Annotated in this window: 1 protein-coding gene; it reads left to right on the top strand. The window is 64.5% G+C overall.

Annotation, left to right across the window (positions count from 1 at the left end; translation table 11 throughout):
• Positions 1 to 184: 184 nt before the first annotated feature.
• Complete coding sequence (locus tag V3587_RS09505; RefSeq protein WP_283376419.1) at positions 185 to 26,761, top strand: non-ribosomal peptide synthase/polyketide synthase; 26,577 nt, start codon at positions 185 to 187, stop codon at positions 26,759 to 26,761.
• Positions 26,762 to 26,865 lie beyond the last annotated feature (104 nt).

Here is a 26,865-nt window from a genome sequence, read left to right as displayed (position 1 = left end):
GTTCGGACTTCGAAGCGACCCTTCGTCGAGGTCGATGACCTTCGGCTGCGCTCTCGCAGGATCGCCACATGGTTTCCACTCGATATCGAGGCGGTGCGATGTTTCTCTTCAATCCCCGAGCCACACTTCCCGGCGCTGATCGTGACAACGCTGATCGTCACAACGCTGTGTGGGGGTGGTCGTGATGGATACCGACAAGAGGATCGACCCGCTCACCGGATCGCGAAGCCTGCCGGCAGGAGCGTTCCCCCTGTCAGCGGTGCAGCGCAGCATGTGGTTTGCGCAGCAACTTCACCCGACGGTCCCGTACTTCATCGCGCAGTACATCGAGTTCCACGGCGATTTGGACATGCAACTGCTCAGTCGCGCCGCGGTGGAGGCTGCCCACGAGTTCGAATCACCGTTTCTACGGTTGATGTACCCGGATGGGGAGCCCTGCCAGATCGTGGACTTCACGATCGACCCGGGCATCGACTACTTCGACTTCCGCGAGCGTGAGAACCCTCGGCAGGCTGCCTCGGAGTGGATGGACAACGATTACGCGACGACGCTCGATCTGACTCGCGATCGTCTCGTCGAGATGACAATTCTTCAAACTGGTGATCGGGATTACCTGTGGTACACCAGGATTCATCACGTCGCTCTCGACGGATACAGCGGTATGACGATCGTCAATCGGATTGCGGCGATCTACACCGCAGCCGTCGAAGGTCGAGAGCCTGCGGTGAACAAGGCGCTCGACGTCACGACGCTGTCCGAGCTCGACCAGAAGTACCGCGAATCGAGCCGATTCGAAGCCGACCGCGAGTACTGGGCCCAGCGTGTGTCGGGCGTCGAACACGGTTCGACGTTGGCCACCCGTGAGGGACCCCCGACTGCACGCAGTGAACTCGTCAGTGCCGCGATGTCGGCGGACAGCCTTGCTGCCTTGGACGAGTGGAATTCACGTTCCGGTGCAACTCCGGCCGCAGTGTTGATTTCGGCACTGGCGTGCTACCTGTCCCGCAGTACCGGCTACGACGACGTGCTGATCAACCTGCCGGTTTCCGCGAGGACGACGGCACCGCTGCAGCGGTCCGGCGGAATGCTGGTCAACGTCGCGCCGCTACACATCCACGTAAACCCGGACGAAAGTGTCGACGATCTGGTCGGGCGCGTGCAACTCGAACTTCTCGGTGCGCTTCGTCATCAGCGATGCAGCCTCGAGGACATCCGGCGTGATGCCGGTCTGACCGTCGGCGACGCGCGTCTGTCCGGCCCGATGATGAATGTGATGCTCTTCCGGCAGGAGATAACCCTCGGGCCACTGACCGGTGAGTATCACATCGTCACGTCGGGTCCGGTCGAGGATCTGCTGGTCAACGTGTACCAGAGCGGCGATCCGGCGCAGACGTTGATCGACTTTCGCGGAAACCCCAATCGCTACGGCCACGACGAACTGGCCGAGCACCACCGGGCGTTCACCGAGTTGGTCGCAGAACTGACAGCAGCACCGGCCGGTACGCCGATGAACCGGATTCATCCGGCAAGTGCCGAGGCAGGGGCGCGCAGTGCACAGCGCAGGGAACTCGAGCGGTTCTGGGCGAGATACCTGGGGGACTCCGACGAGGGCTCCACACTGGACCTCGAGACACTGGGCCTCGAGCGAATCGACGCCGAATCGGAGCCCACCGGTACGAATCGGCTGAGCGTCCCACTCGATCCCGCGGTCGCCGAACTTGCGCGCACGGAAGGCGTCTCCCTCTTTGCCGTTGTCCATGCCGCATTTGCTTCGTTGCTGTCGAGATCGACCGAGCGCCGGGACGTGCTGATCGGAACGAGGACCGAGTGGGGAACTTTGCCCCTGCGCTGCGAGGTCGATCCGGCGGCGCCGTTCGACGAGTTCGTGAGTTCTCTTGCTCGAGAACGCGATACGTTGTCGATTCGATCGGCGGCAGGTGTCCCCGCACTGCCCGAGTTGCACGTCCACCTCAACGACGGCTCGCAGGAGACCACGATTGCCGGCCTCGACGTGGCGATCGACGTCCACGCAGATACCGGCGCCCTCGAGGTTGCGTACTCCACGCAGCACTACGCCGAATCCACGGTCCGAGCCTTCCTCTCGCGACTGGTGCGGATCCTTGCAGGCGCAGCAGCAGCCCCGCGAACGCCGGTCGGAGACCTCGATCTCCTCGACGACTTCGAGCGTGAGTCCCTGGTACCGGCGCGGGGAGCGACCGCGTCCTCCCCGTTGACTCTCCCCGATATTCTCCGCCGGGCCTCGGCTGTGAACCCCGATGCCCCAGCGCTCGTTTTCGGTGATCGTGAGGTGAGCTACCGGGATCTCGACGCCGAGTCGAACACACTCGCCCGTGAACTGATCAACAGGGGAGTCGGCCCCGGCACCTATGTCGCCCTTGCGCTGTCGAGGTCTCTCGAATCGGTGACCGCGACGTGGGCGGTGGCCAAGACCGGCGGTGCCTTCCTCCCGATCGATCCGCACTACCCCGAGGATCGTATTCGGCACATGCTCACCGATTCGGGAGCTGTGGTCGGAATCAGTGTGGGGGAGCACCACGGCGGGCTCGCCGATTCGGTGGATTGGCTGCTCCTCGACGAACTGGACACCTCGCACCATTCCGATGCACCGGTCGACGACGCCGAGCGGCGTACGCGCCTGAGCTACGACGATCCGGCATACCTCATCTACACGTCCGGCTCCACAGGTGTCCCCAAAGGCGTCGTGGTCAGTCACCGCGGGCTGAGCAGCTTCGCCGACGAAGAACGAGTCAGGTTCGGAGTCGAACCAGGAGACCGCACCCTGCACTTCTCTTCGCCGAGCTTCGACGCTTCAGTCCTCGAACTCCTCCTTGCCTTCGGGGGCTCGGCAACGATGGTGATCGCGCCGCCCACCGTGTACGGCGGCGACGAACTGGCACAGGTGATGCGTATCGGACGGGTCACCCACGCTTTCGTCACCCCGGCCGCGCTGGCAACAGTCGATCCCGCCGGCCTACCGGATCTACGAGTGGTCGTGACCGGCGGCGACGCATGCTCACCCGCGCTGGTGGATCAGTGGTCACACGGACGCTCGATGTTCAACGCGTACGGACCGACCGAAACCACCGTCGTCGCCACTCTGACCGGACCGCTGAGCAGCGATGTTCCCGTCACCATCGGGAAGCCGATGCGCGGAGCCGCAACCGTCCTCCTGGACTCGCGGCTTCAACCGGTGCCGATCGGTGTCGCCGGCGAGCTCTATGTGAGCGGTGTCGGTTTGGCGCGCGGGTACCACGCGCGTGCCACGATTACGGCCGAACGATTTGTTGCCGACCCCAACGGTGTTGCGGGAAAGCGCATGTACCGCACGGGTGACCTCGCGCGGTGGAACGGCGAGGGTGAGCTGGAGTACCTCGGCCGGAGCGACTTCCAGATCAAGATCCGCGGTTTCCGCGTCGAGCTCGGCGAGATCGACGACGTGCTGCGCCGCCACCCGAGCGTCGCACAGGCAGTCACCGCCGGAGTTGCGGGCCCGAGTGGGGAAACACTGTTGGCGGCGTACGTCACGGCGGCTGTGGGCACACACATCGACAACTCCGAGCTGGTCGCCCACGCGAGATCTTCGTTGGCAGCCCACATGGTTCCGGCGCGGATCGTCGTCCTCGACTCCATTCCGTTGACTCCGGCAGGAAAGATCGACAGGAAAGCGTTACCGGACATCGATTCTGTGGGCGGGTCGGCTGAATACCGTGCCCCCGAGACCTCGACCGAGAAGCGAATTTCGGCGGTGTTCTGCGATCTGCTCGGTATCACCCGGGCGGGAGCAGACGACAGTTTCTTCGACCTCGGCGGTGACTCGTTGATCGCGACCCGCGTCGTGTCGCGGGTCAACGGAGCTCTCGGAACGACGCTGAGCGTTCTCGACCTCTTCGAGGCGCCGACCGTCTCCGCACTGGCAGCACGTGCCGACCTCGCGGACTCGCGGAACACACGTGCCCCGGCACTGACGCGTATCGATCGCCCTGACCGGATACCGGTATCTCTGGCGCAGCAACGAATGTGGCTGACCAATCAACTCGATCCGAGTTCGCCGGCGTACAACATTCCGATCGCGGTTTCGATGACCGGCGATCTCGACGTCGATGCACTGTTCACCGCGCTGCGGGACGTGATCGTTCGACACGAGATCTTGCGGACCGTTTTCCCCGAGAGTGCGCGTGGCCCCGTCCAGCACGTTCTCGGTGTGGACGAGATGTTCGATCATCTCGAGGTGGAAACGGTGCCTGCCGCAGCGACCTCGGCGCGGGCGAGTGAGCTCGCGCGAGAGGGATTCGACGTCAGCGAATCGGTGCCGATCCGCGCGACTCTGCTCGAGGTGAACGAACGCGAGCACACCTTGGTCCTCGTCGTGCACCACATTGCAGCGGACGGCCTGTCGATGGCGCCGCTGGCTCGTGACGTGATGGTGGCGTACGCCTCGCGGGCGAGCGGACGCGTGCCGGCGTGGCTGCCACTCGAAGTGCAGTACGGCGATTTCAGCGAGTGGCAACGCGGAGCGCTCGGTGAAGCGTCCGACCCGGATTCGATTCTTGCCGAGCAGTTGCGGTTCTGGTCGCACACGCTCACCGAACGCGGTGAGCTCGCGGAACTGCCGATGGATCACCCGCGGCCTGCGGGTGTCTCGCTGCGCGGTGACGATCTCGATTTCCGGATCGACTCCGCGACGTACCGCCGGGTCGGCGAGATCGCGGCGCGCAGCGACGTCAGCGTGTTCATGGTGATCCACGCCGCGCTGGCCGTCCTGCTCAGCCGAGAATCCGGAGCGAACGACATCACGATCGGCACTCCGGTGGCCGGGCGGAGCGAGCGCGCTCTCGACGACGTCGTCGGAATGTTCGTCAACACGGTGGTGCTGAGGACGGTTCTCGAGGGGGGACTCACCTTCGGTGAAGTTCTCACCCGCGTCCGCGACGTCGACGTGGCGGCCTTGCAGCACACCGAAGTGCCGTACGACGTACTCGTCGAATCCCTCGCAGACAACCAGGCGCCGCTGTTCCAGGTGATGCTGGTGATGCAGGGCGCCGCTCCCACCGAGGTCACTTTGCCCGAGCTCGAGGTCACGGTCGACGAACTGTCGACGGGCGCGGCAAAGTTCGACCTTCAGGTCATTCTCACCGACCGCGGCGACCATCTCGACGGCCAGTTGAACTACGCCAGCCAGCTTTTCGACTCGGACACCATGTCCGGCCTCGCTGATCGCTTCACGATGCTCCTCGACGCGGTAGCTGCCTACCCGGAATCCGTCGTCGGCGACGTCGATCTCACAGCTCCGGGCGAGGCGGAACTGGTCCTCGAGCGTTGGAATGCCACCGAACACGCCGTACCGATCACCACCCTCTCGGACCTGGTGGCGGAGCAGGCAGCCCGGACACCCGAGGGGGCCGCGCTGGTCTACGGCGAGCGGACACTGACCTATGCGGAGTTCGACGCGAGGGTCGGTGAACTTGCCAGAACCCTCATCGCCCGCGGGGTCGGCCCGGACATGCGCGTCGCGGTGTCGATTCGACGGTCACCGGAACTACTCGTCGCGGTCCACGCCGTGATCCGTGCCGGTGCGGCATACGTCCCGGTGGATCCCGATCATCCCGCCGAGCGCATCGCGTACGTCTTCGACATCGCGGAACCGATCTGCGTGCTGAGCCGGCCCCAGGACCACGGCGCTTTTCCCGCGCGAGTCCCGATCGTGGACGTCGATCTCGATCGTCAGGTGTCCACGACGGCGCCGATCACCGACGCTGATCGGCTCGGACCCCTGCGCCCGGACAATGCTGCTTACGTGATCTTCACGTCCGGATCGACGGGTCGACCGAAAGGTGTTGCAGTATCACACCGTTCGATCGTCAATCGCCTGCTGTGGATGCAGGACACGTACCCCCTTCACGCGTCGGACGTGGTGCTGCACAAGACCCCGGTGACCTTCGACGTCTCGGTGTGGGAACTGTTCTGGCCCCTGCAGACCGGCGCGCAGTTGGTGATCGCGGAACCGGACGGGCACCGTGATCCCGGGTACCTGTCGGCGTTGATTGCCGACAGAGGCGTCACGACGGCGCACTTCGTTCCGTCGATGCTCGCGGAATTCGTCGCTGCCGCGACTGCCGGGCAGTGTGCGAGCCTGCGTCAGGTGTTCTGCAGCGGTGAAGCCCTCGCGCCTACCACTGCGGAGGCGTTCACCCGTCTGAGTTCTGCGGGACTGTTCAACCTGTACGGACCCACAGAGGCTGCCGTCGACGTCAGCGCCGCCGAATTCACCCCCGACATGACCGTCACCGTTCCCATCGGTGCGCCCGTGTGGAACACCCAGCTCTATGTCCTCGACGGGCGGCTGCATCCGGTTCCGGTCGGCGTTCACGGCGAGCTGTATCTGGCGGGAGTGCAACTGGCGCGTGGATACCTCGGGCGCAGCGATCTCACCGCCGACAGGTTCGTGGCCGACCCGTACGGCCCGTCTGGCACCCGGATGTACCGAACCGGTGATGTCGTCCGGTGGCGCGCCGACGGGCTGCTCGACTATGTCGGTCGACGCGATTTCCAGGTCAAGATCCGCGGCCAGCGCATCGAACTCGCCGAGGTCGAAGCAGCATTGCTCAGGCTGCCCGGTGTCGCGCAAGCTGCTGCTCTCGTCCATCACGACGACGTGGTCGGTGACAGTTTGGTCGGCTACGTCATCGCCGACACCGGCACTTCGATCGACACGGACGGCCTACGCACCGAGTTGAGAGGTCTCCTTCCGGCCTACATGGTTCCCGCTGTGGTCATCGCCCTCGACGTGTTCCCTCTCGGTTCGACCGGCAAGCTTGATCGGAAGGCTCTGCCCGCGCCCAGCTTCGACAGCTCGCAGACGTATCTGGCGCCGCGAACACCGCTCGAAGCGCAGTTGGCGGCGATCTTCGAGGAGCTTCTGGAATCCGGGGCAGTCGGTGTTCACGACAACTTCTTCGAGATCGGCGGAAACAGCCTCGTCGCTGCACGCGCTGTGGCGCGCGTGAACGATTCGCTGTCGTTGAACTTGTCGATCAGAGAGTTGTTCGACGCGCCGACCGTTGCGCAGTTGGCGGTCGAGTGCGCCACGGCACGAGGGGGACCGGCAGTCCTTCCGCTCGAGGCATTGCCGCGGCCACAGACGATCCCGCTGTCGCTGGCACAAAAGCGCATGTGGTTCGTCAATCAATTCGACGTCACGTCCGCGGCGTACAACGTCGCCATAGCGATCAGGCTGAGAGGCCGGTTGGACGTTGCCGTGTTGGAGGGCGCGATCACCGACGTGCTTACTCGCCACGAATCGCTGCGCACGCTGTTTCCCATGGTCGAGGGAGTGCCGGCGCAGGTGATCGTCGAACCCGGTGAAGCGTTGGGCGCGCTGCCGGTTGTCGCCGCAAACGCCGAAGCGGTACTCGGGGAGATCGAACGTCTCACCTCGAGGGGCTTCGACGTCACGCAGGCTCCACCGATCAGGGCGGAACTGATCGAGGTCGACGAAGAAGATCACGTCCTGACCGTGGTCGTCCATCACATCTGCGCCGACGGATTCTCGATGGCACCGTTGGCGTTCGACGTGATGAGCGCGTACTCGGCAAGGCATCGAGGTGAGGCGCCCGACTGGTCTCCTCTTCCGGTCCAGTACGCGGACTTCGCCATCTGGCAGGAAAGGGCTCTCGGTCGGATCGACGAAGCGGACAGCACTCTTGCCGGTCAGCTCGAGTACTGGACACGTCAACTGGCGAGTGTTCCCGAAATTCTTGCGCTCCCCGCAGATCGACCGCGTCCGCGTGTGCAGGATCTCTCGGGCGGCGTCGTTCGATTCGACATCGATGCCGGCATCCACCGTCGTCTGAGCGAAACCGCGATCGAACACCGAAGCAGTATGTTCATGGCGGTGCACGCCGCATACGCAGTGCTCGTGGCGAGATTGTCCGGCATGGAAGACATCACGATCGGCTCACCGATCGCCGGGCGCGGAAATGCCCTGCTGGATCCGATGGTCGGTATGTTCGTCGGCACGTTGGTCCTGCGCGCCGACGTCGACCCCGCCGCCTCGTTCACCGATCTGTTGGCCAGAGTTCGCAGCACCGACCTCGACGCCTTCGCTCACGCAGACGTCCCCTTCGAGCGCGTCGTCGATGCGCTGGCTCCGGAGCGGTCGACGTCGCATTCACCGTTGTTCCAGGTGATGCTGGAGTTCAAGAACACCACTCGGCCAGCAGTTCGTCTGACGGATTTGGACGTCGAGGTCCTCGAACTCGAATCCGCCGTCTCGAATTTCGATCTGCAACTCACGCTTGCCGAGACCTTCGACGACGACGGCCGGCCGGCCGGAATCGAGGCCGGGTTCACCTACGCGAGCGCCCTGTTCGACGAGTCGACCGTCGAAGGTTTCGCTCGATACCTGGTTCGGATTCTCGGTGCTGTCACCGAGTCACCGCACACGCCGGTCGGCGACATCGATCTCGTGAGTGATCTCGACACGATTCGCGCCGTCGCACCGGAACTTCCCGAGCAGGTTCACTTCTCGACGTTGCTCGAGCGGAAGTACGTCGACGAACCGCAGAGGGCTGCACTGATTTTCGGCGACCGCCATCTGACCTACTCCGATCTGGACCGCCGCGCCAACCGGCTTGCACGACTGTTGATCAGCCGCGGGGTCGGTCCGGAATCCGTTGTCGCCCTGGCATTACCACGGTCACTGGAATCCGTGGTCGCGATCTGGGCGGTTGCCCGGTCCGGCGCTGCATTCGTACCCGTCGACCCGGCGTATCCCGTCGACCGCGTGCACCACATGATCAACGACTCGGGAGCGGGCGTCGTTCTCACCACCGCCGAGCATGTGGGTGTCGTCCCCGACGAGGCAGACGCCGTTCTGCTCGATCAGGCAAAGACACTCGCAACCCTCGAACAGATCGGTGATCAGCGGATAGATGCCTCGGAGCTGCTGGCTGCGGTGTCCGTGGACAACCCGGCCTATGTCATCTACACCTCCGGTTCCACCGGCGTCCCCAAAGGCGTCATGGTCACTCACCGTGGGCTTTCGGCACTCGCCGAGCAGGAACGCAGTCGCTTCCGCGTCGAGTCGACCTCGCGCACGCTGCATTTCAGCTCACCGAGCTTCGACGCCTCGATTCTCGAACTCCTGATGGCTGTTGGTGCCGGGGCCACGATGGTCATCGCCCCACCGAGCATCATCGGCGGAACCGAACTGACGAGTCTGATCGCCGACCAGCACGTCACGCACGCCTTCATCACACCAGCCGCTCTGGCCACGGTCGATCCGAGCGGACTGAACGAGCTGGTGTGCATCGGAACCGGCGGCGACGTCTGCCCACCGGACCTCGTCGCCGCCTGGGTCAGCGATCACCGGATCATGATCAATGCCTACGGACCAACCGAATCGACGGTCGTCGCCAGCATCACCGAGCCGATGTCCCCGACCGATCGAGTCACGATCGGTCGCCCGTCGACAGGCATCACCGCGTGGGTCCTCGACAATCGCCTGCACCGCGTCCCGGTCGGAGTGACGGGAGAGCTGTACGTCAGCGGCGACGGACTCGCCCGCGGTTACCGAAACCGCGCCGGCACGACCGCCGAACGATTCGTGCCCAATCCTGCGGGCAGTGCGGGCGCACGGATGTACCGAACCGGCGACCTCGCCAGGTGGAACAAGAACGGAGAACTCGAGTACCAGGGTCGAGGCGATTTCCAGGTCAAGATTCGCGGATTCCGCATCGAACTCGGCGAGATCGAGGCAGTTCTGGCTCGCTATCCCGGCGTTGCACATTCCGTGGTGACCACGCTCGAACGTGACGGAGGCGCCGCACGGATCGTCGGATACGTCGTGCCTGCCAACGACGCTCAGACTGTGGATCCCGAGGCCGTCATCGCGTTCGCGGGCTCGGCTCTGGCCCCGTACATGGTTCCTGCGGTCGTGGTCGTTCTCGACGAACTGCCGATGACTGCCAACGGAAAGCTCGACCGCCGAGCCCTGCCGGTTCCCGACTTGCGAGCAACCCAGGCACGCTCGCGGGCTGCCGAATCCGATACCGAGCGCACGCTGGCCGCCTTGTTCGTCGATGTCCTCGGTGTCGAATCGGTGGGCGTCGACGACTCGTTCTTCTCGATGGGCGGCGATTCGATCATGTCGATTCAGCTCGTCGCCCGTGCCCGCGACGCCGGGCTCGTGTTCACCCCGCGTGACGTCTTCGAGGTGAAATCGGTCGCCGGTCTTGCGGTTTTGCTGGCATCGACCAAGGACGACGAACCCGAGGTGCTCGAGGAACTTCCCGGAGGCGGCGTGGGCCACGTGCCGTTGATGCCGGTGGCTCAGTGGTGGCTCGACCGGCTCGGCTCCGATCTCCGAGGTCTCGATTCGTTCTCCCAAGCGACTCTTCTCAACGCGCCGCACGGGCTTCGCAGTGTGGAGCAGTTGACCGCGGCTCTTCAAGTTGTTCTCGATCGTCACGACGTCCTTCGCGCACGCCTCGAGCTCGACGGCGAGCGCAGGCTTGTTGTCGGCGAGCCGAGATCTGTTGCAGCCGAGGATATTTGCCGGGTGATCGAGGTAGAGGCCGAGCCGGGCACCGCGGTGTTCGACGCGGCGATCGTCGACGCACTGGACGGTGCGCGCCGAGAGCTCGACCCCGGCCGGGGCGTGATGGTGCGGGTCGTCTGGTTGTCCGGCGTGCACAACACCGGCCGGCTGCTCCTGGTAATCCACCACCTCGCCGTCGACGGTGTCTCCTGGCGCGTCCTCGTGCCGGAACTTGCGTCGGCTTTCCACCGCATCGATGCAGGCGAGGAACCGGAGCCGTCGTACTCGGGCACGTCGGTTCGTCGTTGGTCGCATGCGCTCCGCGACATCGCGCCCGATCGAAGAGTCGAATTGCCCCGGTGGCGTTCGATACTCGAAGGTGCCGACCCGCTGATCGGAACCCGGCCGCTGGACCCGCGGCTCGACACGTTCGATTCGGTCGGCCGAGTTGTCGCCGACGTACCCGTCGAACTGTCCGATACAGTCCTGACCACGCTTCCGGCGCTTTTCGGTGGATCAGTCAACGACGGTCTCGTTGCTGCTCTCGCACTGGCACTGACGCAGTGGAGGCAGGCACAGGGCATACGAACCGACAACGTACTCATCTCGATGGAGGGCCACGGACGCGAAGCTCACGTGGTGCCCGGTGCGGACGTCCTGCACACGGTCGGCTGGTTCACCAGCGTCTTCCCGATGCGGATCGACCTCGCCGGCATCGGCATCGCGGAAGTGATGAGCAGCGCCCCAGAGGCAGCGGTGGTGCTCAAGCGTGTCAAGGAAGAACTCTTGGGTGTTCCGGACAGCGGCATCGGCTACGGAGTTCTGCGTTACCTCGACGAGGTGGGTCGAGCGGAACTCGAAGACCTCCGCCAACCGCAGATCTCGTTCAACTATCTGGGCCGTTTCTCCGGCACCGAAGCAGGAGAGTCACTGGGGGACTGGGCACTGGCCCGGGACGTCGATCTGGAAGCGGCAGCGCGGTCCGAGATGCCAGTGGGTTCGGTCCTGGACGTCAACGTCGTCACCACCGAGATCTCGGGCGCACCGCACATCGGTGCCACTATCGCCTATCCCACCGGCGTGCTGGCAGAGCGCGATGCTCGCGCCATCGCCGACCTCTGGGTGCAGGCGTTGCGCGCTCTGGCCACCTACGCCGAACACAGCGAACGCGGGGGACTCACACCGTCGGACATCGACCTGATCGAACTGGACCAGGAGTCCATCGACCACCTCGAGCGCAAGTTCCCGACACTGACCGACGTCTGGTCCCTTTCACCGCTGCAATCCGGACTGCTCTTCCACGCCCGCTACGCCGAACACACAGTCGACGCGTACACCGTCCAACTCGCACTCGAACTCGACGGCGTCGACGCGTCCCGGTTGCACCGCGCCGCACAGGCACTGCTCGACAGACACGAGAACCTACGCGCGGCGTTCACGACCGACACCGGTGGACGATCGGTGCAGGTGATCAACGCAGACGTTGACGTGCCGTGGACCGAGATCGACATCTCTCCGTTGGCCCCCACCGAACAGGCGACCGAGATACGCGAGCTTCTCCATGCGGATCGGGTCCGCGGCTTCGACATGGCCACTCCGCCCCTGCTGCGGTTCCTGCTTCTGCGAACCGGTGACGACGCGTATCGGTTGATCCTGACCAACCACCACATCCTCCTCGACGGATGGTCGATGCCGCTGCTGGTCCGCGACCTACTGACGCTCTACGCGACAGACAGTGATCACAGTGCCATCCCACGCGTACACCCCTACCGGGACTATCTGAGCTGGATCAGCACTCGCGACGACAGCGTGTCGATCGAGGCCTGGGGCGAAGCACTCCGCGGACTCGACGACCCGACGCTGCTCACCGGAACTCACGCCGTCGACGAGGACGGCGCTACCTCACGCTCGACGACCACAGCGCTCGGAGAACGTGAGACGGAACTTCTGCGTGGATTCGTCCGCTCCCGTGGCCTGACGACAGCCTCCTTGATCCAGGTGGCCTGGGGAATCGTGCTCGCCGAACTCCTCGGCCGCGACGACGTCGTCTTCGGTGGAACCGTCTCCGGCCGACCACCCCAGGTGTCCGGCGTCGAGTCGATGGTGGGTTTGTTCATCAACACCGTCCCCGTCCGAGTTCGCCTCGATCCAAGAGAGTCCCTGGCGGCGCTGTGCGTTCGCGTCCAAGCGGAACAGGCGCGGTTGTCCGATCACCATCATGTCGGGCTTTCGCACATCACTTCGGCAGTGGGGGCCGCTGCATCGTTCGACACGCTGACTGTCTTCGAGTCGTATCCCGTCGATCGCGGTGGACTCTCCTCCGGCACCGACATCGCCGGAATGCACGTTCTCGACGTCCACGACGCCGAGGATGCCGCGCACTATCCACTGGCAATCGTCGCCTCTGCGGCCGACGGGCGACTGCGGCTCAAATTCGAGTATTTCCCGGGAGTCCTGGGCGATCACGACATCGACGCGATCGCCGACCGGTTGCTCCGCACCCTCGAGCTGATCACCGCACAACCGGATCTGCCGCTGGCGAAACTGCGTTTGATGCCGGATTCGCAAGTGCAGCAATTGGTTCCCGCGCGCGGCAGGCAGGGCCGCTCGGTCAGGACACTCGATCGCATCTTTTCGGACACCGCGAGCAGATTCCCCGAACGGGTCGCACTGTCCTGTGGTGACAGAAAGATGACCTATCGAGAGCTGGACGAGGCGTCGAACCAGTGGGCGCGCGTGCTGATCGCTGAAGGCGCCGGGCCGGACTCACGGGTGGCGATCTGTGTGGAACGCTCCTTCGAATCCGTCGCAGCGGTCTGGGCGATCACCAAGACCGGCGCCGCCTTCGTGCCGATCGATCCTCGCTACCCGAGTGACCGGATCTCGTTCATGCTCGAGGACTCGGCATCCTCGCTCGGATTGACCACGGCTGCCCACAGACCCGGCGACGGCGGTGTGACGAAGTGGCTCGAACTCGACGACCCGACGAGCATCGCTCGGCTCTCCGGAGTGTCCGCGGCACCGCTACGCGAGGACGAGCGTCGAGGAACCCCGCGGTTGGAGAACACTGCCTACCTCATCTACACCTCGGGCTCGACCGGCCGACCCAAGGGCGTCGTCGTCACGCACACCGGTCTCGAGAACTTCGCCGACGAACAGCGTCATCGCTACGGTCTCACCGAGAATTCACGCGCACTGCATTTCGCCTCTCCGAGCTTCGACGCCTCCGTTCTCGAGTATCTGCTCGCCTTCGCCGTCGGCGGTGAACTGGTCGTAGCTCCCACCACCGTCTACGGAGGAACCGAACTGGCCGACGTTCTCCGCGAGGGACATGTCACCCACGCGTTCATCACGCCTGCAGCGCTGACGTCGGTGGATCCCGAGGGAATCGACGAACTGACCACCATCACGGTGGGCGGCGAGGCGCCCTCGGCGGACCTGGTGCGCACCTGGGCGCCGGGAAGATCGTTCGTCAACGTCTACGGACCCACCGAAACCACCATCTCCTGCAACCTCAGCGACCCCATCCCTGCCGGCGAGAAGGTCTATCTCGGACCGCCGAACCGCGGATTCAGCGAGGTCGTCCTCGATCGCAGACTTCAACCGGTGTCCGTCGGAGTTCCCGGCGAACTGTATGTCGCCGGAGTCGGACTCGCGCGCGGCTATCACGGGCGCTCACCACTGACGAGCGAACGATTTGTCGCCAACCCGTACGGCGAGCCGGGGGAGCGGATGTACCGCACGGGCGACGTGGTGCGCTGGCGCAGCGACCGCACCATCGAGTACCTCGGACGCAGCGACTTCCAGGTCAAGATCCGCGGCTTCCGCATCGAACTCGGCGAGGTCGACACGGCGTTGGGTCAGCTGCCCGGCGTGGAGTACGCGGTCACGTTGGCGGTGCGCGGACCCTCCGACGAGCAGGCCTTGGCGGCATATGTCGTCTGCGACGACGAACGCCGGGTGAGCGCCGAGGACATCCGGGCGGCGGCACGGGAGCTACTGCCGGCACACATGGTGCCCGCAAGCGTCGTCGTGCTCGACGAACTACCGCTGACCGGCGTCGGCAAGGTCGATCGGGCTGCTCTTCCGGCGCCTCGTTTCGACACCGATGCCGAAACACTCACTGCACCGGCCACCGAGTTGGAACGGCTGGTGGTGGGCGTTTTCGAGGACGTGCTCGGAGTGTCTCCGATCGGTATCGACACTCACTTCTTCGACGTCGGCGGAAACTCACTGACCGCGACCCGCGTCATCGCCCGCGTCAACGCACTTCTCGGCACCGACATCGGCGTTCGAGGACTGTTCGAGTCTCCGACAGTTCGGCAGCTCTCGCGTCTGGCGGAGAGCGTCGGCCGCGGAGAGAACCCCAGACCACCGCTGACTCGGCGATCCCGCCCGGACCCACTGCCCGTGTCACTGGCACAGAAGCGGATGTGGTTCCTCAACCAGTTCGACGTGACGTCCCCCGCCTACAACGTTCCCCTGGCAGTGCGCCTCGACGGCGATCTGGACTTCGCCGCATTGCAGGCCGCGGTAGCGGACGTACTGGGGCGCCACGAGAGCTTGCGGACGAAGTTCCCCTCGATCGACGGACAGCCGGTTCAGCAGGTGATGTCCAGCGACGAGGTCATGCCGATCCTGGAGCCGGAAATCGTCACTGCTGCCAGAGTGTCCGATCGAATCCTCGAGCTGGCCTCGGCAGGCTTCGACGCCTCGGCCGAAGTTCCGATCCGCCGCGCGGTCCTGCGCGTCGACAGGGACGAGCGCAGGCACGTACTCGTGATCGTCGTCCACCACATCGTCGCCGACGGGTTCTCGATGAACCCCCTCGCAGCGGACGTGGCAGCGGCTTACGCGGCCCGCAGTGCCGGCAGTGCGCCGAACTGGTCGGAACTGGCCGTGCAGTACGGCGACTTCGCTGTGTGGCAGCACGAAGTGCTCGGCTCCGAGGAAGATCCGGACTCGGCTCTGACCCGTCAGCTCGATTACTGGAAGGACCGACTCGCGGGACTGGGCGAGCCGATCGCGTTGCCGACGTCGTTCCCACGTCCGGCAAAGCCGTCCATGGTCGGCTCGGTCCACCGGTTCGCGGTATCGCCGCAGACCCATCGGGCGCTGACCGACCTGGCACGTGAGCACGGCACCACCATGTTCATGCTCATGCACGCAGCACTGGCGGTACTTGCGGCGCGCCTGGCCGGTACCGAGGACATCGCCATCGGGACACCTGTCGCCGGCCGCGGCGAGGCCGAACTCGATCACCTGGTCGGTATGTTCGTCAACACTCTCGTGCTGCGAACACAGGTCACGCCCGACGCGTCGTTCGAGGACGTCCTCGCCCAGGTTCGCGAAGGCGACCTCGGCGCGTTCCAGCACACCGATTTGCCCTTCGAAAGGTTGGTCGACGCACTCGACCCGGAACGCTCGACTTCGCACACTCCGTTGTTCCAGATCCTCATCGAGTTCCGCAACAATGCACTCCCACAACTCGAATTGCCGGGGCTGTCGGTCTCGGGAGTCGAGTTCGACCTACCCGTCGCCAAGTTCGATCTGCAACTCTCGGTCACCGAGCGTTACGACGCGGATGGCGGAACGGATGGCATCGACGCCGAATTCATCTACGCCACAGACCTGTTCGACGGTGACTTGATCGATTCGTTCTCACGCAGACTGCTCACCATCCTCGAGGCGGTCTCCCGAGAGCCGTCGACTCCTACCGGTGACATCGACGTCGTGAGCGCCGACGAGCGTCGACAGATGCTGACCGAGTGGAACACTCACGCCGAACCGGCTCCAGCGGACAACATCGCGGACCGATTCTTCGAGGCTGTTGCAGCACATCCGTCGTCGACCGCGGTCAACGACAGCGACGGCGCCATGACGTACGCCGAACTGGACGGGCGCGCTAACCGCCTGGCCCGACTCCTGATCGGCCGCGGTATCGGTCCGGAATCCGTGGTGGCTGTTGCGATGCCCAGAACCACCGATCTCGTGCTGGCCCTCGTCGCCGTCATCAAAACCGGAGCGGCATACCTGCCGGTCGACATCACCTACCCGGCCGAGCGCATGCGGTTCCTCTTCGACGACGCGCGGCCGGTATGCCTGGTCACGACCGGAGACTTCCGAAGCGACCTACCTTCGGAGATCATCGAATCCGGCATAGACGTCGTCGAACTCGGATCGCCGGAGATCGCGGTACGCCTCGATCACTCCGCGCCCCATCGCATCACCGACGCGGACCGGACGACACCACTTCTGCCCGACGCGATCGCGTACATCATCTACACCTCCGGATCCACAGGGCGCCCCAAAGGTGTCCAGGTCAGCCACCGAAACGTCCTGACTCTGATGGACAACACCGCCCCGACGTTCGGGTTCGACAACACGGACGTGTGGACCATGTTCCACTCGTACGCATTCGACTTCTCCGTCTGGGAGCTGTGGGGGCCGCTGCTACACGGCGGCCGACTGGTCGTCGTCGACTACTACACGACCAGATCACCGGACATGTTCCACGAACTGCTCCGCCGTGAGCGAGTGACGGTCCTGAACCAAACGCCCACCGCCTTCTACCAACTCGCCGAAGCCGACCGTGCGTACTCACCGAACGGCACGGGTCCCGACCTTGCACTGCGCTACGTCGTCTTCGGTGGCGAAGCGCTCGACCTCGGGCAGTTGCGCAAGTGGTACGACAGGCGGGCCGACACGGCTCCGACGTTGGTCAACATGTACGGGATCACCGAGACGACAGTGCACGTCAGTCGAATCGCACTCGACCGCAACGACAGCGAGCACGCGTCGGCGAGCATCATCGGGCGAGCAGTACCGGGATTGTCCGTCTACGTACTCGATCGGCGACTGAACTTGGTACCACCAGGTGTCGTCGGCGAAATGTACGTCGCCGGTGATCAGGTGACTCGGGGATACCTCGGGAAACCCGCATTGACTTCGGTGCGGTTCCTTCCCGATCCATTCGGTAGTTCGGGGGATCGAATGTATCGGAGCGGGGACCTGGCGAGGTGGAACGACGCGGGGCAGTTGGAGTACGTGGGCCGCAGTGATTTCCAGGTGAAGGTGCGTGGTTTCCGCATCGAACTCGGAGAGATCGAAGCCGCAATGCTCCGCTGCCCCGGCGTCGCGGCCTCGGTAGCACTTGTTCGGACAGAGGGAGCGTCACCGCGGATCGTCGGGTATGTGGTCGCCGAAACAGGCAGTACCGTCGATTCAGCGACGGTGACCGACTTCGTCGCCGCCGAACTCGCGGAGTACATGGTGCCCACCGCGATCGTCGTCCTCGAATCGCTTCCACTGACGGTCAACGGAAAGCTCGACCGACGCAGCCTCCCGGCTCCGGACTTCACCGTCACGGGAACAACCGAGGCGACGCGGGCGCCGGCCACCGCTACCGAAGCGGTCCTCGCGGACCTCTTCGCGGAGGTGCTGGGTCGGGGCAGTATCGGAGTAGACGATTCCTTCTTCGGTCTCGGCGGCGATTCGATCATGTCGATCCAACTCGTCTCACGGGCGAAGTCCGCAGGCCTCGTCTTCACTCCGCGGGACGTCTTCGAAGCGAAGACCGTGGCCGGCCTCACCAAAGTGCTCCTCATCGAATCATCGGAAACGGCACCGGTTCTCACGGAGCTACCCGGCGGGGGAGCCGGCCCGCTACCGCTCACGCCGATCATGGAGTGGCTCGTCGAACGCAGTCGCGGTGACCTGAGCACGATCCGCAGTTACAGCCAGAGCGCGCTGATCGCACTGCCCGCGAATGTCTCCGGCCCCGCGCTGGAACGAGCATTGCAAACGATCCTCGATCGTCACGACGTGCTGCGGGCGCGCCTGGACGCCGCGACTCACCAACTCGAGATCCGCGAGCCAGGGAGCATCACCGCCCCCGACATCCTGCGCCGAACCTCCATCGTGTCCACCAGCGGCGAAGAATTCGTCGCCGCTGCGGAAACCGCGATGCAGGACGCATCCAGCCGCCTCGATCCCGAACACGGGAAGATGATCAGCGCAGTCTGGTTGGATCCCGTCAGCTCGAACGGCAACCGGGCCGAAGCCGGACGGTTGCTCCTGGTCCTTCATCACCTCGCGGTCGACGGTGTGTCCTGGCGTATGCTCGTCCCGGGCCTGGTCACTGCTTATGCCTCGGCGTTCGACGGAGAAACACCCATACTTCCGCCGGGCGGAACGTCGATACGTCGCTGGGCGACAGCGCTCGCCGAGACCGCTGCGCAGCGACGCGACGAGATCGACCTGTGGTCGAGAATGCGGACCGACGAGCCATTGCTCGGGGCACGCGGGCTCGACCCAGCCGTCGATGTCGGAGCCACCGTCGACCGAGTCAGCGTCGACGTTCCGACCTCCGTGACCGAGAACGTCATCTCGACGGTGCCTCAGCATTTCGGAGGCTCGGTGAACGACGGGCTGCTCGCTGCTCTCGCGATTGCCGTCACCGCCTGGCGTCGATCGCGCGGACAGCGCAGCGGGGACGTGCTCGTCAACCTCGAAGGGCACGGCCGCGAGGAGAACGCCGTACCGGGCGCCGACCTCTCGCGCACGGTCGGCTGGTTCACCACCTTGTTCCCCGTCCGGATCGATCTCACCGGACTCGATGTCGTCGATGCACTGGCCGGGGGATCAACCGCCGCCTCCGCCGTGAAACTCGTCAAGGAAACGCTGCTCGGCCTGCCCGACAACGGAATCGGGTTCGGCATCCTGAAGTACCTCGATCGAAACGAGGAACTTCGTGAGCTGCCCACGCCGCAGATCTCGTTCAACTACCTCGGACGATTTGCCGGCTCGGATCCCGAGCACGGCGAAGTGCCGTGGCTGCCGATCTCGGAAGTGACCCTCGACGAAGCGCACAGCGGCGAATTGGCCGCCGCGTCGGTGCTCGACATCAACGCCGTCACGACCGATACCGTACACGGTCCGATTCTGCGCGCTACGTGGTCCTTCCCCCGCGGCATTCTCAGCGAGGCCGAAGTCACCGAACTGGCGGAGCTCTGGGCCCGAGCACTCGGCGCACTGAGTGAATACGTGGAGGAACACTCCGAGCGCGAGCTCACGCCCACCGATCTCGATCTCGTCACCGCGGATCAACAGAGCATCGAACAGCTCGAGCGCAGATTCCCCGACCTGACCGACATCTGGTCACTGTCACCTCTGCAGTCGGGCATGCTCTTCCACGCCCAGTTCGACGAAACCGAAATCGACCCGTACATGGTGCAACTGACCCTCGAGCTCGGGGGTCGGGTGGAGGCGCCGCGCCTGCGCCGCGCCGCGCAGGCCTTGGTTGATCGTCATCCGAGCCTGCGCGCGGGATTTGTCTCCGCACCGGGAGGGCGGGCACTGCAGGTGATCCGTTCCGGTGTCGACATCGGCTGGGCCGAGATCGACCTGTCCGGGGCCGAAGTCAGTGAAGTCGCGTTCGGTCAGCTGCTCGAACGCGATCGCGCTCATCGTTTCTACATGGAAACAGCCCCGTTGATCCGCTTCATGCTCGTGCGAATCGGACCGGACACAGCACGCCTCGTCGTGACGAACCACCACATCCTGCTCGACGGCTGGTCCACCCCGCTGTTGCTTCGAGACCTGCTCACTCTCTACGCAACCGACGGTGACCCCGAGATTCTGCCCCGAGTTCAGTCGTATCGCGACTATCTCTCCTGGATCTCGAAGCAAGAACCCGAGACTTCGCTACGGGCGTGGCAAGAAGCGCTACGGGGCGTCGACACGTCCACCCACCTCTCGAGGGCAGACACCGCCGCCGAAACCGTGGCAAGTGAAATCCACTCGTACTCGCTGCCGACCGAACGAACCGAGACTCTTCGGGCGTTCGCGCGAAGCCGCGGCCTGACCATGGCGACCCTGGTACAGGTGGCATGGGGAATCGTGCTCGCCGAACTTCTCGGACGCGACGACGTCGTCTTCGGCGGAACGGTCTCAGGACGCCCACCACAGGTGCCCGGCGTGGAATCGATAGTCGGCCTGTTCATCAACACGGTGCCTGTCCGAGTCCGCCTCGACGCCCGAGAAACCCTCGCCGAACTGGCCATTCGCGTCCAATCCGAGCAAGCGTCATTGCTCGACCACCACCACATCGGACTGTCGGACATCGCCGGAGCAGTCGGCGCCGCCGGTTCCTTCGACACCCTGACGGTATTCGAGTCGTATCCCGTCGACGAGACAGCCCTGACCGCCGAAACCGACATCGCGGGAATGCACGTTCTCGGCATCGACGGACGCGACTCGGCGCACTATCCGATTGCCGTGGTGGCGTCCGAAAGTGACACGCTGAATCTGAAGATGGAGTACTTGCCGACGCACTTCTCCGCCCGCGAAGTCGCCAAGATCACCGAGCGCGTGGGCATCGTCCTCGGGCAACTCGCCTCGGCACCGGATCAGCCGCTGGCCCGTCTGCAGGTTCTCACGGAGTTCGAGAGCCGTGATCTTGCGCCGGTCTTCGGCTCCCCGGGGCGCTCCGCGCGAACGCTCCCAGAGATTCTCGCCGACGTCTCTGCCACCTATCCCGACCGCATCGCGCTCTCGGCCGGCAGCCGTTCCATGACCTACGCCGAACTGGACCGGCGCTCGAACCAGTTGGCCAGAGCCATGATTCGCCGCGGCGCCGGGCCCGAGACGTCGGTTGCCATCGGCATCGAAAGGTCCGTCGAATCCGTACTCGCGGTGTGGGCGGTGGCCAAGACCGGCGCAGCGTTCGTCCCCGTCGACCCCACCTATCCGGCTGACCGAATCGAACACATGCTCAGCGACTCCGAGGTGTTGTTCGGGTTGACCGTCGTCGACGCCATCGACACACTTCCACCCATCGTGTCCTGGTTGGTGCTCGGAGAAGAGGCATTCGACGACGACGTCGCCACCAGTTGCACGCTGCCGATCACCCAGGACGAACGGCGTGCACCGGTGGTCATGGACAACGCCGCCTACGTGGTCTACACCTCGGGATCCACCGGCCGACCCAAGGGAGTTGTCGTCACCCACACCGGACTCGACAGCTTCGCACTCGACCAGCAGCGTCGATTCCACGCAGATCACCACTCTCGAACCCTGCACTTCGCCACCCCCAGCTTCGACGGAGCCGTCTTCGAGTACCTGCAGGCATTCGGTGTCGGAGCAACCATGGTGATCGTCCCGACCGACATCTACGGCGGCGCCGAACTGGCAAGTCTCATCCGCCGCGAACACGTCACTCACGCGTTCGTCACCACGGCAGCACTCGCCACCGTCGACCCGGCCGGCCTGGACGAGTTCCGGCACGTCGTCGTCGGGGGAGAGACACTACCGCCGCATCTCGTCGGCCTCTGGGCTCCCGGACGAGAATTCGTCAACGCCTACGGCCCGACCGAGACAACCGTCATGGCAGACATCAGCGAACCCATGACAGTGGGCGCACCCATCACGATCGGTGGACCGATCCGCGGCGTGCACGAGATGATCCTCGATTCGCGCCTGCAACCTGTACCCGTCGGAGCTCCCGGTGAGCTGTACATCGCCGGCATCGGCCTGGCTCGCGGATACCACCGGCGTCCCGGCCTGACCAGCGAGCGATTTGTCGCCGACCCCTTCGGCAAGCCAGGCGACCGGATGTACCGCACGGGCGACATCGTCTCCTGGCGAAGCGATCACACCATCGAATACGTCGGGCGTAGCGACTTCCAGGTCAAGATTCGCGGATTCCGCATCGAGCTCGGCGAGGTCGACGCCCAGATCACCGCAATGGCGAGTGTCACGAATTGCGTGACACTCGGCGTCGACGGACCGGCCGGCGCCACAGTTTTAGCGTCCTACCTCACCGTCGAGGAAGGATCGACGCTGACCGGGGCAGAGATCACCGCGCACCTCGCCGGACGTGTTCCCTCGCACATGGTTCCGGCCAGCATCATGATCGTCGACGAGCTACCGCGCACCGCGGTCGGCAAGCTCGATCGAAAAGCGTTGCCGACGCCGGAGTTCACCGGAACCGGTGTGGAATTCCGGGCGCCCGGCACCAGCCTCGAACGTCGGATCGCCGATGCGTTCATCGACGTACTCGGCGTCGAACGGGTCGGCGTCGACGACAATTTCTTCGAGCTCGGCGGCAACTCGCTGATCGCCACTCGCGTGGTCTCGCGGCTCAACTCCGCACTGAACATCGACGTCGGGGTGCGCGTGCTGTTCGAGGCACCGACGACGGCTCAGCTCGCCGAACGGCTCTCCAGCGCTGTCACTGCCGTCGGCACTGTGCCGCTCACTCCCATGGAGCGCAATGGCAGCGTCCCGCTCTCGTTGGCGCAGAAGCGCATGTGGTTCCTGAACCAATTCGACACACGCTCAGCCGCGTACAACATCCCACTAGCTGTTCGCCTCACCGGTGACCTCGACGTCACGGCCATGCAACAGGCCATCGCCGACGTCGTCGAGCGGCACGAAACACTGCGGACGGTGTTCCCCGCCGTCGGCGGCGATCCGATTCAGCAAGTGCTCACCGTCGACGAGGCAGTACCGCCGGTCCGTGAAATGACGTTGGGGGAGGACGAACTCGCAGAGCGCATGCAACGACTCGCCACGACCGGCTTCGACGTGTCGGTGGACCTGCCGCTGCGCGTGGCACTGTTCCGACTCGACACCGCTGAACCCGTTCACATTCTGTTTGTCGTGGTCCATCACATCTGCGCCGACGGTTCGTCGATGGCGCCGCTCGCACGCGACGTGATGACGGCCTACCTGGCGCGTACGGCAGGGACCGAGCCCACGTGGGCGCCACTCGAGGTGCAGTACGCAGACTTCACGTTGTGGCAGCATCGCGTCCTCGGATCGGAAGACGACCCGGAATCCGTCATCAGTCGCCAATTGCACTACTGGAGTGAGCAACTCGCCGGACTCGACGACGTCATCGCACTGCCCGCCGACCACCCGCGACCCGTGCAACAGACCTTCCACGGTGACCGATTCACCTTCGACATCGACGCGAACACCCACCGCGCCCTCGCGGACCTCACCAGGGCAAACGGTGTCACGATGTTCATGGCGCTGCACGGCGCGCTCGCAGTGCTGATGTCCAAGTTGTCGGGCGCCGACGAAGTCACCATCGGCACACCGATCGCCGGCCGAGGTCAGGCAGCGCTCGACCATCTCGTCGGAATGTTCGTCAACACACTGGTCCTGCGAACCAGCGTCGATCCCGACATCACGTTTGCCGACCTGTTGGAGCACGTCCGGGAAATCGACCTGGCCGCATTCCAGAACTCGGACCTGCCATTCGAACGGCTCGTCGACGTCATCAACCCAACCAGATCCACGTCGTACTCACCGTTGTTCCAGGTCGCCCTCGAACTTCAGAACAACGAACCCGCACATTTCCACCTACCCGGCCTCGACATCGACGGACTGACCGTGGAAACCAAATTCGCGAAGGAGGACCTGGAGCTGATCGTCGACGAGAAGTTCGACGAGTTCGGCATCCCGGCTGGGATGTCCGCAGCCTTCGACTTCGCAACCGATCTCTTCGAACCCGCCACCATTCGTCGGTTTGCCGACCGACTGCGCCTGATCCTGGACGCTGTCGGACGCGAACCCGCAACACGTATCGCCGACATCGGCATCCTCGGCGCCGACGAAACAGCTGCCCTGGTGCCGGCATCCGGTGCCGCCGCGACTCGAGCGCGGGTGTGGCCGGAGATCCTCGCCGAAGCAGTCGCCTCGAACCCGGATGCCCCAGCCCTCTCGAGTCGCGAGAGGTCGATGACCTACCGCGAGCTCGACGAGGAATCGACGAAGCTGGCGCGCGCGCTGTGTCGGCGCGGCGTCGGTCCCGAAGATTTTGTGGCGCTGGGTCTGCCGCGGTCCACCGCGGAGATCGTCGCGATCTGGGCGGTCACGAAAACCGGTGCAGCATTCTTGCCGGTCGACCCGAACTATCCCGACGATCGCATCAACCACATGCTCGACGATTCGCGGGCCGTACTCGGCATCACCGACGACGCTCACCGCAGTCAACTTCCCGACACGGTCGAGTGGATGGTCCTCGATGAAGCCGAGACCGTCGACGAGATCGACGCCCAGAGCGCAGCCGCGATCACCGATCGCGACCGCACGATCCCCTTGCATCACGGGCATCCCGCGTACCTGATCTACACCTCGGGTTCAACCGGGAAGCCGAAGGGCGTCATCGTCACCCACCTCGGGTTGTCAAACCTCAATGCCGAGGAACATCAGAGATTCAACGTCCAGCCCTATTCGCGGATCTCTCACCTGGCATCACCGAGCTTCGACGCCTCGGTCTTCGAACTCATGATGGCGTTCGGCAGCGGAGCGTGCCTGGTCGTCATCCCACCGACGGTCTTCGGCGGATCCGAGTTGGCCGAAATCTTTGCCGACGAACACGTCTCACACGCGTTCATCACTCCGACCGCGCTCAGCTCGATCGAAAGCTCCGCGCTACCCGAACTCCGCGTACTCGCAGTCGGTGGCGAAGCCTGCCCACCCGAACTCGTGGACATCTGGGGCCGCGACCGTCGCATGTTCAACGGATACGGACCCACCGAATCCACCATCCAGGCCAGCGTCAGTGAACCCATGCGGCCGGGCAAGGACATCAACATCGGACGACCGGCCATCGGCTTCGCCGGACTGGTCCTCGACGGGCACCTCAAGCCCGTGCCGGTGGGAGTCATCGGGGAGCTGTACGTGACCGGCCCCGGACTCGCCCGCGGATACCACAATCGTCCCGACCTTACCGCCGACCGATTTGTCGCCGATCCGTTCGGCGAACCAGGCCAGCGGATGTACCGCACGGGCGACCTGGTGCGCTGGCGCTCCGACAGCACCCTCGAATACCTGGGCCGCAGCGACTTCCAGATCAAGGTCCGCGGATTCCGCATCGAGCTCGGCGAAATCGACTCTGTCCTGATGGCACACCCATCCGTCTACTTCGCCGCCACACTCGGGCACGAAGCGCCGTCGGGGGAGACGATGATCGCCTCCTACATCCAGCCCGTGGAAGGACAGACCGTCGACGACTGGGAGCTTCGCCGCCATCTGTCTTCTCGCCTGCCCGCGCACATGGTTCCCGGCGCGATCGTCGTCGTCGACCGCATTCCGGTGACACCGGTCGGCAAGCTGGACCGCAAGGCACTGCCGACCCCGAGCTTCGAGCGACGCACGGTCCCGTACGCACCGCCGACAAACAACACCGAACGAACGGTCGTCGACATCTTCGAGACCGTGCTCGGGCACGAGCACATCGGCGTCGACGACGACTTCTTCGAACTGGGCGGAACGTCGATCGTGGCCACTCGCATCACCATCGAACTCGAGAAGCGTCTCGGGATGCGAGTGCCGTTGCAATCGCTTTTCCTGGATCCGACACCTGCCGGAGTCGCCCGGGCTGCCGACGGAATGGACGCACACTCGCCGGACGATTCGTCGGATCTTCTCGCCCCGATGATCACGCTGCGCGCCGGATCCGATCGTGCACCACTGTTCTTCGTCCATCCGGGTATCGGATTGTCCTGGGGTTACGCAGAATTCGTCAAGCATCTCGAGCTGGATCAACCCGTCTACGGTCTTCAGCTACCGTCCCTGAGCGGCGGGCCCAGCTTCGACTCGCTGACCGAACTCGCCGACGACTACGCGAATCGCATTGCAGCCGTGGCATCGACCGGCCCGATCCATCTGGCCGGCTGGTCGCTCGGCGGCGTGATCGCACACGCCGTGGCACACAGCCTCACTCGGAGCGGACGTGACGTGACTCTGTCGATACTCGACAGCTATCCGTCGTCGGATTCCGATCAGCCCGCAGAACTCTCGGTCTCCGAACTACTGGCCGGGCTCGCGATGCCGGCGGGATCCAAGACGGTCGAGACCTTCGAAGAAGCGGCGGAATTGCTGGAGCAGACCCTGGGTGCCGGAATCGGAATCGAAGCGGAGCATCTGGCGCGGATCAGTCGCGGTTACTCCCACTCCGTCGAATTGACGAATCGGCACCAACCGCCTGTCCACGTTGGAGCCATCGAGTTCTTCGTAGCCGGAAGATCTACGGAGAACGGACACGATGTCGCCGAATGGCGAAGGTTTGTAGAAGGGGACATCCGAGTCACCGAAGTCGATTGCGAACACAACCAGATGATCGAACCGGGTCCGGCGGCAACCATAGCTGTACGATTGCGAGAAGTTATCGCTCAGTGGGGTGTCTGAACCAGGTTCGACATGGGTATGAGTGAAACACACAGGGTGATGGACCCCGGGTGGGTCCGGACGAGGGGAAAACGTTGAAACTGCGAACCACACGCGTGTTTACC

It is taken from the genome of Rhodococcus sp. IEGM 1306 (assembly GCF_036541985.1).
Taxonomy (GTDB): Bacteria; Actinomycetota; Actinomycetes; order Mycobacteriales; family Mycobacteriaceae; genus Rhodococcus_F; species Rhodococcus_F qingshengii.
Note: the sequence above shows the minus strand (reverse complement) of the source record. Positions and strands in the feature narration are given on the sequence as shown.

Coding starts and splice junctions, on each gene's coding strand:
- V3587_RS09505 (WP_283376419.1), top strand. CDS start 185: ATGGATACCGACAAGAGGATCGACCCGCTCACCGGATCGCGAAGCCTG.